This is a genomic window from Roseicyclus salinarum, assembly GCF_029624655.1.
Lineage (GTDB): Bacteria > Pseudomonadota > Alphaproteobacteria > Rhodobacterales > Rhodobacteraceae > Roseibacterium > Roseibacterium salinarum.
The window spans coordinates 1-11,678 of record NZ_JARRSA010000025.1 but is presented as its reverse complement, the minus strand read 5'-3'; the positions used below and the strand labels follow the sequence as shown (position 1 = coordinate 11,678).

Below are 11,678 nucleotides of genomic sequence, written 5' to 3'. Positions count from 1 at the left end.
GTCAGACGGAATGGTCCACCAGATCGCCTACGTGAGCGCATCCCACGGCCCCCTGGACGAAGACGCGCTGTCTGCCATCCTCGACGTTTCCCGGCGCAACAACGAACGGGACGGCATCACCGGGGTGCTTCTCTATCACGACCGGATCTTCTTCCAGACCCTCGAAGGGTCGGAGGCGGAGCTGGACGCCTGCTTCGGCCGCATCCGCCAGGATCCCCGCCACTCGGCGGTCTCGGTCATGTGGCAGGGAGAGGCCGAGCGGCGGGAATTCCCCGATTGGACCATGGGCTATGCCGGGCCGGCCGAGATCGGACGTTTCGCGCGCGGCAGCGAGGCGGTTCTGGACCGCATCCGGCGCGGCGGCGGCGCGGGAAAAGCCACGAAGAGCATCGCCCTGTCGATCGCCCGCGAGATCTTCAGCGAATTCTCGAGCAGGTCCGTGCGGCCGATGTAGGCCTGCCCGCGGCGGACCGGGCCCGCTCCCGTCCCCGGCCGTCCCCGTGTTCCATCGCCTTCGGGCTCCTTCGCACGGACGCCGGGACCGATCCGGGCACGTGCCGAAAAGCCGGCGGGACCGCGCGGCGGCATACATGATACAGGTGCCGCCCCCCTCGAGAAATCCGGCTTCCGCCGTTGCCCGCACGGCGATGCCCGACGTAACGTCGTCGGCGTGGCGGTGAAGGCGCGGGCCCGCGCGACCGGCGCACAGGATCGCCGCACGCACACGAGGGAGCCCATGATGACTTCGAGCCAAGAGATCACGACGCGAGACGCCTCAAGTCTTTCCGAGGCCGATTTCGCCATGATCCTGCATGTGTTCCAAAGCGACACGAGCGCGATAGATCCCGACGTGATCCGGCCGAGGTTCAGGGTGCTCGAGGCCACGGGCGACGCCACCCTCGCGCCCAACGGGATGTATGTGGTCCTTCAGGGCGAGGTCGCGCTTCGGCAGGGCGACGCCACGCTCGCCACGGCCGATGCGGGCGACTATTTCTACGAGGAGCACCTCGAGGTCTTCAACATTCCCGTGACGATGGAGGCGGTCGCGTCGCCCGGAACGCGCCTCGCCTACCTGTCGAGCGCCGAATGGTTCGAGCTGCCCGAGGACCTGCGCACCGCGGGCTTCGCCACGCTGTTCGGCGACCTCGTGGCCGTTCACATGCACAATTTCCAGCAGCCCATCAATTGCTGCAGTGTGACCGCCGCCGCGCTCAGCATGTCCGCGCTCGGCTTCACCTGCGAGGTGAACGACATCTTCCGCGAATGCCAGCTGCCGGCGAGTTTCGTGGTCAACGACGGCATCTCGCTGGCCGAACTTTTCGACGTGGCCTGCACCTACATCCACAAGCTGGGACTGCGCGACACCATGCAGGTTCAGGCGTATTTCATGGACGCCGCGACGACATCGCCGGAGAAGCTTCTGGAGGCGATCGACGAGTCCAACCGCCTCGGCGGCGACAACGACATCCTCGTGGCCAACTTCCAGGTCGGGATGGCGCATGGAAAGGCGACGATGCCGGGCGGCCATTTCGCCATCATCGCCAAGTGCAATCCCAGCACCGGCCTGATCCACATGATCGACGTCCACCCCGAGAAATACGGCAAGCTCTGGGTGACGACGGTGGACCGGCTCTACGAGGCGATGTCGGACCGCGACGGCACCTCGATGCGGTCGCGCGGGCTTCTGCGGTTTTCCGCGCGGCAGGCCGTCACGACGCGGCTCCAATGCCTCAAGCAGCCCTGCCGCTACGTCGACACCACGCGCTACCTCGCGACGGGGCGGCGCAACAAGCGCAACCTCTTCCGCCGCTCCAGCCCGAACCTCAACAGCCTCGGCGTCCTGTCCGAAAGCCTCGCGATCCTCGGCGATCCGGACGTGGACGAGGACAAGCTGCTCCTGTCCTCCACCGCCGCCTACAGCGAGACGCTGAGCCGCGTCTCGGACGCCCGCGAGATGGACCGGATCGCGAGGATGTATCTCGCGCAGGCGGTGCACACCCAGCTCGGGAGCGAGTTCCGCGGCTATTCCGAACGCACCGAGGACGAGCGCGACCTGTCGCCCGAGGACTGGTTCAGGGCGCGGCTTCGCGACCTCGTCGATCACGACGGGCGCCACCTGATGATCAACATCGATCTCAACCGCGTGCTCGGGTTCGAGGCGATCAAGGCGCCCGACAACGTCTACCGCGAGACCGCGCTGCTGGAAGAGTTCTGGTGCCTCTGCATCGCCTACGACGAGGCGGAGGACATGGTGACGCTTGTCGACATGAGCCCGGCCACTTCGCAGGTCTGGCAGGCGCCGCGCATGCAGATCTTCCGCGGCCTCAGGAACCTGCGGGACCCCGCCATGCTGGTGATCGAGGAGCGCGAGCATGTGCGCGTCCCCGACGACGCCCCGGCCATCATCCAGGAGAACACGATCGCGTTCTTCCACGACGACGAGGACCCGTGGTCCAACATGCTGGGCAACATCCTGCAGAACATCGGCGTGACCGAACTGACCGCAATCGACGTGTCGGGCCACGACCTGAGGTCGGTCAGGATGCGCCGCCAGCTCGTCGCCATGACAGGGCAGGACACGGTGCCTTACCTGTTCTTCCGGGGCGAGTTTCTGGGCGGGCGCGAGGATATCGTGGGCATGGTCATGGACGGCAGCCTTCAGGCGCGCATCGCCGAGGCGGGGCTGAACGTGCTTCTGCGCCACGAATCCCCCAGCCTCGACAAGAACATCTTCGGCTATCCCAAGGGCGGGCTGACCGAGCCGCCGGACGGCAAGCGCAACGTGCTGCTGGCCGCCTGCGGGTCGTCCGCCGCCGACAAGATCCCCGAGCTGGTGGAGCGGATCACGGATGCCGGCCACAACGTGAAGCTGATCCCCTCGGTCGCGGCCGAGAAGTTCTTCAAGGATCACGGCGCCGAGCGCATCCTGTCGCGCATCAGCCCCAACGACATCTACCGAGACGACGACGAGTGGAACTTCCACTACATCGAATACGGGATGCCGCTGCGCGCCTCTCATCTCGCGCTCTGCGACTGGGCCGACTGCGTCGTGGTCGCGCCCGTGACCTGCAACACGATGGGCAAGATCGCGAACGGCATCGCCGACAACCTTGTGTCCTCCGTCTTCGTGGCCTGGCAGTATCAGCGCAAGCCCGCGATCCTCTGCCCCGCGTGCAACACGCACATGTGGAACAACATCACCACCCAGAACAACGTGGCTGCGCTGCGGACGCTGGGCGTCGATCTCGTGGGCCCGCGCGAGGGGATGCTGTCCAACGGCACCAAGGGCATCGGCATGATGGCCACGCCCGACCAGATCATGATGGCGCTGGAACAGGCCTTCGAGCAGCTCGACGACCAGGAGCAGCGGATCATCCGCTGGGCGCGCGACGCGGCAGCCTCGGACGACTATACCCAGTGGAGGCGGATCTTCCGTTCCATCGACGAGGGCGTGGTGGGCATCGACGTCATCGACGAGCTGACGGGCGACACGCTTCTTCATTTCGCCGCCGGCGGCGAGGGCGAGATGACCGAGAACGGCATCGCGCGCGGCGTGCCGGACCTTCAGGTGGGCCGCGACCTGATCGCGCGCGGCATCAACGTGAACGCGCAGAACGACATGGGTTTCACCGCGCTGCACGTCGCCATCGGCAACGCCTCGCCCGAGATGGTGGACATCCTGCTTGAGGCCGACGGCATCGACGCGCGTCCCTGCCTGCATTTCGCCGAGGACGATACCGTCCCCGAGGAGATACGCGCGCGGCTCGCGGGGTGGGCCGCGGCCAACGGGCTGTCCCCGGCGGCGCAGGCCCCAAGCGCGGCCCCCACGCCCGGAGCGGCAAGCGAGGCCGAGCCGAGCTACCTTTACTTCACCTACGGCTCGCTCAAGCGCGGCTTTCCCAACCACGCGGCCCATGCCGAGGTTCTCGGCGCGTTCGTCGGCACGGCGAAGACGCGCCAGCCGATGCCACTCATCGTCCAGAAGGAGCCGCGCTGCGACAACCCGAACTGCCCCTACCTGCACCGCATGGCGGTTCTCGTGGACCTCAAGGGCCGCGGCCAGCAGGTCGAGGGCGAGGTCTACCGCGTCACGGCCTCGGGCCTTGCGGCCCTCGACCGGCTTGAGGGCTACCACGGGCCCGCCTCGCCCGAGAACGTCTATCTCAGAAAGAAGATCGCCGTGGTCGTCGGCGGCGCGGTCGAGCACGCCTACGCCTACGTCACCGCCGACGCCGCACCCCATCTTGCCGCGCTCGAAAGCGGCGAGGCCGAGACGGTGGCGGTCTATACCGAGGACATGGCGCGCGGCGAGCCGAAGCCCGGTTTCGAGCCGGCGGAGTGAGGCCCGTCACATCTGCAGCGTCATGCTGTAGAGCGTGATCGCGATCATCGAGGACAACACCGCGGGCCAGAACGCGGCCTTGGGGATCAGGTTGTCCCGGTAATGGATCAACCGGGACGACGGCATCAGGTCCGAGACGAAGAAATAGGTGTTCAGCGACACGCCGAGCAGCATGAAATACATCAGGAAATAGAAGTATTCCATGTAGATGACCTCGGAGCCGGCGATGGATTCGCGCAGCTGCACGTGCGCCAGCAGCACGACGAAGAACAGGACCGAGGCGGTCTCGATCACCGAGGAGGTGCTGAAGTCGTGCCGCGACGCCAGCTCCTCCTGCCGGGTGACGGTCATGAGCGCGCCGAAGATCAGCGTCGCGACCACGAAAAGCGGGACCATGTGGACGATGAAGGCGTTGCCGAACTTGCGCTTGACCACGAAGTTGTAGTGCAGCTCGGGAAAGCCCGCCTGCGCCGGGGACCGGGCGAGCCCGAGGCTGGTGACGAGGTCCGAGGGCTTGTAGTCGAAATAGGTGTTCTCGCGCTCCCACGTGCCCAGCACGATGCGCTCGTCGATGCCGAAGATGTCGGCCGGCCCGGTCGCGGGATAGGCGTCGAAATCCGGCACGAGCACGACCTGCTGCCCGAAGGAGTTCGGCCAGAGGCGCACCCAGACCGTCTTGTGGTCGAAGGGATAGGCCGTGTAGTCGAAGGTCTGCCGCAGGGTCTGCTCGAAATACCAGCCGATCAGCTCGCCGTCGCCGCGGTCCATGCGGTAGGCCTCCTCGATCACGCCGTCGCCCGCGTCCACACGTTCGGGCAGCAGGAAACCGGGCACGCCGGGGGGCGGGCGGATGTCGTCGTGCACGCCGTAGTCGTAGATCTGCCAGATGTAGCCGCTTACCCGGACGTCGGTCGCCCCCTCGAATTCCAGGGACTGGACGTAGATGCCGGTCCTGACCTCGTAGGCCGGGTCGGCGCCTGTGGCCGCGAAATAGGCCTCCACGTCCGCGGTGTCGTGCAGCTGGGTCGGATCGCCCTCGAAGCGGTTCATCACGCCCCAGAGCGCAAAGAGGATGTAGGCGAGGACGGCCGAGATCACGCAGGACGCGATCCAGATCTTCTTGTCGACACTCATGCTGCCTGCCCGATCCCCTCGTTCCTGCCGCGGCCATGCCGGCACGGCGCGATTTTCGCCATAGGCTACCGGGCGATAGGGCGGATGGGAAGGCAAAGAGACACCGCAGACCGCCGCCCGCGAGCTCGGGGGCTCAGGACACGAAGTCGGCCCGCCCCAGAAGCCCCCGCCGCACCGCCATCCGCGCGAAGTCCGCGCGAAGCGCCGCGGCCTCCTCGCCCTCGGCGGGCGCCTGCTGCCGGCGGCCGGCGTCGGCGAGGTGGCGGATCTCGCGAAGCGTCAGCTCGACCAGCGGAAGGGGCTCCCTCTCGGTGAAGCGTTCCAGCGCGTCGGCGAAGGCCAGCGCGCGGTCCCATTCGCCGCGCGCGAGCATGATGGCGCAGGCATCGGGATAGAAGTGCAGGTGATTGTGCCCCACGCAGCCCTCCGCGATGATCCCGGCGCCCTGGTCCAGCAACCGATCCTGTTCGTCGGGATCCTCGAGCGCGAGGGCGAGCGCGGACAGCGACTTGGGGCCGACGAAGTTCGGCCCGTGCTCCAGCGCGATCTTCACGGCCTCGCGGCCCGTCCGCTCGGCCGCCGCAAGATCGCCCGAATGGGCCTGCGCGCGCGCCAGATGCTCCAGCGCCTGCGCCTCGAGGCGCCGCGCGCCCACGCGCCGCCCCACCTCGGCCGATGTCGCGAAGGCCTCGAGCGCCTCGTCCAACTCGTCGAGGAGCGTGTGCGCGACCCCCACGCAGGTCAGCGCGACGCATTCGGGAACCAGCGCGAAATACGTGCGGGACACCTCGACCGCCTCGATCCCGTCGATCCTGCCCTGCAGCACGTCGCCGCTGTAGCTGCGCGCGACGCTGAGGTTGTGCAGGTTGGCCGCCACGTCCCGCACGAGGCCGTCGGGCCGCGCGCGTTCCACGGCCTGCGTGTAGTAGTCGGCGGCGGTGCGCATGGCGCCGTTCATGAAATAGGCGTCGCCAAAGCCGCTCAGTGCCCCGACCTCGAGCCGGACGGAACCCAGTTTCCGCGCCAGCCGCAGGGCGCTTTCGTTGCTGACGAGAGCCTCGTCGAAACGGCCGAGCGGGAAATGGATGTTGCCGCGCAGGTAATGCACCTGCGCGAGGCTCTGCTCGTCGCCCGACCGACGCGCCGCCGCCTCGGCGACATCGAGGCTGTCGAGCGCGTCCTGATACTGGCTCGTCTGGCGCGCCGACTGGGCGCGTTCGATGTGGATGCGCGAAAGCTGGGCGTCCGTGGCGACCTGCGCGGCGGCCTCGTCGCACTGCGCCAGCGCCTCGTGCGTACGTCCCTGAAGGCGCAACGCCTCGCTCAGCGCGCCCAGAAGGTCCACCCGGACCTCCGGCGTCACCTGAAGCTCCAGCGCCCGCCCGATGAGCGCCTCGGCCGACTGGAACTGGAACGACCGGATGTTGTTCGTGGCGGCCTCCAGATAGGCCTGCGCGGCATCCGGCGATTGCGCCCGGTCGAGGTGACGGGCCCGGAGCGTCGCGTCGCGGCCCGCGAACCACTCCGCCGCGCGCTCGTGCAGCCGTGCCCGCTCGGCCTTGAAGAGGCTTTCGTAGGAGCCGTCGCGGATGAGCGCGTGCGCGAAGACGAGGTCCGGCCCCGCCTCGCGCATCAGGCCAGACCGCAGGATGACCCGGAAATCGAGCGTCTCGTCCTCGAGCAGGAACTTCAGCGCGTCGGGCGACAGGCGCTGGCCGAGGACGGCGGCGGCCTGTATCGCGGCACGCGCCTCGGGTCCGATCGTGTCCAGCCGCGACTGCACGATGGCCTGGATGCTGCCCGGAAGGCCGCCCCCCGCCAGCGCCTCGCGGCTGCGCAGAAGCTGCTCGAGAAACAAGGGGTTGCCGCCCGCGCGCTCGATGAAGGCGTCGATGACCTCCGCGCCGTCCTCGGTGATCGCCTTCGTCAGTTCCCGTGACTGCGCGGCCGACAGACCCGAAAGCTCGATCTTCGTCAGGTAGACGCCGTTCGCCTGCGACTGCCATTCGATGTCCAGAGGATCGCCGTCGATCCGGCTCGTCATCATCATCAGGCAGGGCAGCTCGCGGATCGCCGAAGCGACATGCGCGAAGGCCGACAGCACGTCCGGCGTGGCCCAGTGGATGTCCTCGATCTGCAACAGGAGGGGGGCGGCGTCGCTGCGGGCGTGCAGCAACTCGTCGATGACGGCACGACGGCCGCGCATCCGGGTGACGTTGTCCATGTTGGCATAGACCTCGGCCACGCCCGCGTCCTGCTCAAGCTCGAGAAGCGCGTTCAGGTGCGCCCTGTTCGACGGGTCGATCCAGCGCATGGCGCCGGCCTGCTCGACGGCGGCCTCGGCGATCCCGGCTGCCGCATCCATGCCGATGCCCAGCAGACTGCGCACCAGCCCCTGAACCGCCGATTGCCCCTCGCGGGCGCCGAAGTCCATCACCGCCGCGCCGTGGACGGCGAAGCCCATGCCGCGCGCGACCCCGGCGATCTCCTCGGACAGGTGCGTCTTGCCGATACCCGGCTCGCCCAGCACAAGATGCACTTCGCCGGTCGCGTGGTCGCGGCACCGTTCGAACGCCGCCTGGAACATGGACAACTCGCGCCCCCGTCCGACGAAGCGGTGGCGCCGCGCGCCCGACCCGCTGGACACCCCGCCAAGGCGCCACAGCCTCTGCGGCGCATCGATGCCCGCAAGCTCGGCCTCGCCCGCATCGTCACCGAGAAACCGCGGGCCGAGCGCAAGATGGATATCCGCCGAGATCAGCGTCTCTCCCGGACCCGCCTTGTCGGTGATCCGCGCCGCAAGGTTCACGCCGTCCCCGACGAGCGTGTATTCGGTGTGCACCTCGCTTCCGACCGCGCTTGCGATGACCTGTCCCGACGCGATGCCGATATGGCAGGTCATCGGCGGGTCGAGCGCCGCCAGCGCCGCGTGGATCTCCAGCGCGGCCCTCGCAGCCCTTTCGGTGTCGTTGGCGTTGGAGACGGCCACGCCGAACACGGCCATGACCGCGTCGCCGATGTGCTTGTCGATCCGCCCGCCGAAGTCCTCGATGATCGCGTCGGCGGCGACGAAGAAGTTGTTGAGAAGCCCGTGCGCGTCCTCGACATCCATGTTCGCCGACAGCTTCGTGAATCCCGACAGGTCGACGAACATCACCGTCACCTGCCGCTTCGCCGCCGTCGGGTGCATCGGGCGCGACCCGTGAATGGAGGTTTCGTCGTCGAAGGCCGCGATCGCCCGCATGATGCGCCGCCGGTCCCCCACCGCCGTCACGCCCATGTCCTTCAGGTCCTCGACCGTAAGTTCGGGAAGGATGGACAGATCGATCTTGTTCTCTTGGAACAGCGGCGCATATTCCGCCAGGCCGCGTTCCGCGAGCCACCTGCTTACCTTGTCCGACATCCGGTCCTTTCCGCCCCCACTCCTTTCTTCCAAGTCAGGAAGATGGCGGCCCCCCGCCATCGGACGGTTGACCCGCCTCTGCTGCGAGTAAACGGCCCCGAGGGAGAAACTTCAAGGAGTTGCGCGGCGATCGGTGCCGTCGCGGCGCGGCGCGCCCTTGCGAACCGCCTGCGCGCATCGGCCATGTCCGCAGGGGAAGGCACCCCATCCGCGGCCGCGCCACCGTCGCGCGGGCGTTGATTTCACACAACAGGCACGGCCCGGATCACTCCTCGGCCCTATCATGGCTACGCCTGCAATAGTATGTAGTGTCAATAAACGCACCGCCTTGGGAGGAAAGCGCCGATGAAGACGTCACATCTCGCAAGCATCGCCGGACTGGGCCTTCTCGTGCTTGCGGCGGGACCGCTCGCGGCAGGCGGCATCGACCCCGCCGCGCCGGAGGCGGGGCCGGCCCCGCAGCCGCAGGTCAGCTTCTCTCCCTACCTGCGCGCCGAGGTCGGGTCGCTTCTGCCCGAGCTTTCGGACGCCTACTGGCTGCCGCCCGGACAGGCCGACCCGCGCATCGACTTCGATCTCGACGGCGACAACGCAGGCTTCGCAAGCGCCGCCTTCGGCATCGACTGGAACAACGGCCTCAGGACGGATCTCGCGCTGATTCACACGGGCGACATCGGCTTTTCGGGGCCTTGCGCCTCCGCCTCGGACGGAAGCGACTGCGATGCCACGCCCCACGCGGACATCACCGACGGCACGGTGCGGTCGCGCGCCATGATGGCGAACCTCTTCTACGCGCCGCTGGAGGGGCGCAACCCCGACGCGAGGATCCAGCCCTTCGTCGTCGGCGGCCTGGGGGTGGCGTGGAACACGGTCGAGTCGTGGACACGCTTCAACCCGCAGGCCGGCACCCCGCCCGGCTCCCGGCCGTTCCGCACCTTCGGGTCCAACACCGAGAACGACGTCGCGTGGTCGATCGGCATAGGGGCCTCCTGGTGCCTGACGGATGCCGAGACGCCGATCGTGATGGATGTGACGTGGCGCTACTACGACTTCGGCGAGGCGGTCGGGGGCGATGTCGCCGACGTCGGCGCCAGCGTTCCGCGCCAGCCGCTGACCTTCGATCTCAGCTCTCAGGTCTTTTCGCTCGGCGTCCGCATCCCGCTGCAGTGACGGACGCGCGAAGGCGCGCACATCGCCGGCGTTCCCCGCCCCGGCCCCGCTGCGGGGGTTTTCGCGCCCCGGCGGGCGCGCTTGGGCCTGCCGGGGCGCGTGCGCTCACTGCGTGTCGTGGATCAGCACGACCTGGTCCTGCACCACCGCGGCGCCCTCCGCGATGTCCCCGGCGTCGAACCATGTCGGCCAGAACTCCTCGGGGCCCCAGACGATCGTCGCGATCGCCTCCACGATCTCCTCCGAGGGCTCCATCTCCTTGTCGAGGGCGATGCCGATCGTGATCGCCGAGAAGTCGATGTTGGAGGCCGGGTCGATGTCGTCGCCGAGGTCCACCGTGACGATCTCGGTCCCGCCGTCATCGGTCCGGATGACGTGGCTGAACACGAAATCCGACGTGCTCCAGTAAAGGTCGAGCAGCGCCATGTTGGTCACGGGCGAATCGATGATCTGATCGAGGCTCGTCAGGCTCGAGGCGAAATCCTCGGCCGTCATGTTGTAGAAGGAGTAGTCGTCGAAGGTGAGGTCGGTGTTGTAGAGCGAATTGCTCAGCACGCGCTCGTCGGCCCGCAGGATGTTCAGCCGCCCGATGTCGGTCAGCTCCGCGCCGCCCCAGTTCGGCCTGTTCTCCATGCCGGTCCCGCCCTGGCTGCCCTGACCCTGGCCCTGGCCGGGTTCGGCCGGCTGGTTGCCGCCGCGCTGCGCCTCGGACTGCCCGCCCGAACCCCGGTCTTCGCCCTGGTTGCCCTGGCCCGAGCCCGAGCCGTCCGAGCCCCGGCTTTCGCCCTGGTTGCCCTGGCCCGCGTTATGGCTGTCGGCCAGCGCCGCCCCGGCCCCGAACGGACCGAGGGCAAGCCCCCCGGACGCAAGCACGGCGGCAACCGCGGCAACAGAGACGGACCGCGCAAGGCCCCGGCATGTGAAAGATGTCATTGAAGTCGCTCCCTTCAGGTTTCGCAAACCCAAGGTAGAGGACGTCGCCTATAGTTATCTTTGACAAAGATCAAACCGCGGCGCCGTTTCGTGCCACCCCCTGGATACCGCGCTCTGGAGGTCCGGGACGGCCACGGGAGCAGGCCAGATCGGCTGGGGTCGTGCGCTGGCCAAAAGTGGCAGTGTGCGGCCACCGGGTGATCGGCGCTCAGGGGCCCTGTCGCCCGCGCCGGAAGGAGCGCGGGCGACAGCGACATCGGCGGCGAGCTCAGCCTGTCCTGCCGGGACGTCGGCAATGATGGCGCCTTCCCTGACGCAGCCCCCCTGCCCTCGCGTGGTGGCCGTCGGTCCGGATCAGGGCGGCGTGACGGAGATCGGCCGCGTCGCGATCACGGTGCGGTCCTGCCCGACCACGTAGCGCAGCTCGTACGCTCCGGGTTCGGACGGCATCACGAGGTCGAGCGGCGCGCCCTCGCGGGTGTAGGCGAAGGTCTCATAGCCGTCGTCGCCGGGACGGGAGACGGCGATGTAGTCACCGTCATAATCCGGCCCCTGCCACGCGACCTTGGTGCTGGCCCCCGCCACGGCGGTATCGGGTGCGGCGAGCGAGGCCGCGACGGGCGTGACCTCGATCATGCGGGTCGCAAGCGCCGTGCGGTCCTGGCTTGCGATGTAGCGCAGTTCGTAGGTGCCGGG

6 protein-coding genes and 1 pseudogene are annotated in these 11,678 nt (G+C 68.2%); 3 read left to right on the top strand and 4 right to left on the bottom strand.

The genetic code is table 11. The annotated features are described in order from the left end of the window. Window positions 1-10: 10 nt before the first annotated feature. Entirely contained in the window at window positions 11-454 is a 444-nt protein-coding gene (locus P6F26_RS14840; protein WP_278029477.1) for a BLUF domain-containing protein, read from the top strand. 285 nt (window positions 455-739) lie between these two features. Beyond that, on the top strand, window positions 740-4,342 hold the full coding sequence (locus tag P6F26_RS14835) for a flavoprotein (protein WP_278029476.1): 3,603 nt from the start codon (window positions 740-742) through the stop codon (window positions 4,340-4,342). A 6-nt stretch (window positions 4,343-4,348) separates the two neighbouring features. On the opposite strand, the gene P6F26_RS14830 is transcribed toward P6F26_RS14835, so the two are convergent. Both P6F26_RS14830 and P6F26_RS14825 read right to left on the bottom strand, forming a co-directional pair. Then, a complete protein-coding gene (locus tag P6F26_RS14830; RefSeq protein ID WP_278029475.1) occupies window positions 4,349-5,476 on the bottom strand; it encodes a ligand-gated ion channel in 1,128 nt (375 codons plus the stop codon). 133 nt (window positions 5,477-5,609) lie between these two features. Next, entirely contained in the window at window positions 5,610-8,879 is a 3,270-nt protein-coding gene (locus P6F26_RS14825; protein ID WP_278029474.1) for an adenylate/guanylate cyclase domain-containing protein, read from the bottom strand. A 345-nt stretch (window positions 8,880-9,224) separates the two neighbouring features. Here P6F26_RS14825 and P6F26_RS14820 point away from each other — a divergent pair, with 345 nt between their 5' ends. Further along, window positions 9,225-10,049: an outer membrane protein gene (locus tag P6F26_RS14820; protein WP_278029473.1), complete on the top strand. Its 825-nt coding sequence runs from the start codon at window positions 9,225-9,227 to the stop codon at window positions 10,047-10,049. Between the two features lie 105 nt (window positions 10,050-10,154). Here P6F26_RS14820 and P6F26_RS14815 read toward each other — a convergent pair whose 3' ends face one another. Next, on the bottom strand, window positions 10,155-10,982 hold the full coding sequence (locus tag P6F26_RS14815; RefSeq protein WP_278029472.1) for a hypothetical protein: 828 nt from the start codon (window positions 10,980-10,982) through the stop codon (window positions 10,155-10,157). Between the two features lie 354 nt (window positions 10,983-11,336). After that, a pseudogene (locus P6F26_RS14810) lies at window positions 11,337-11,678 on the bottom strand (hypothetical protein); the annotation flags it as partial.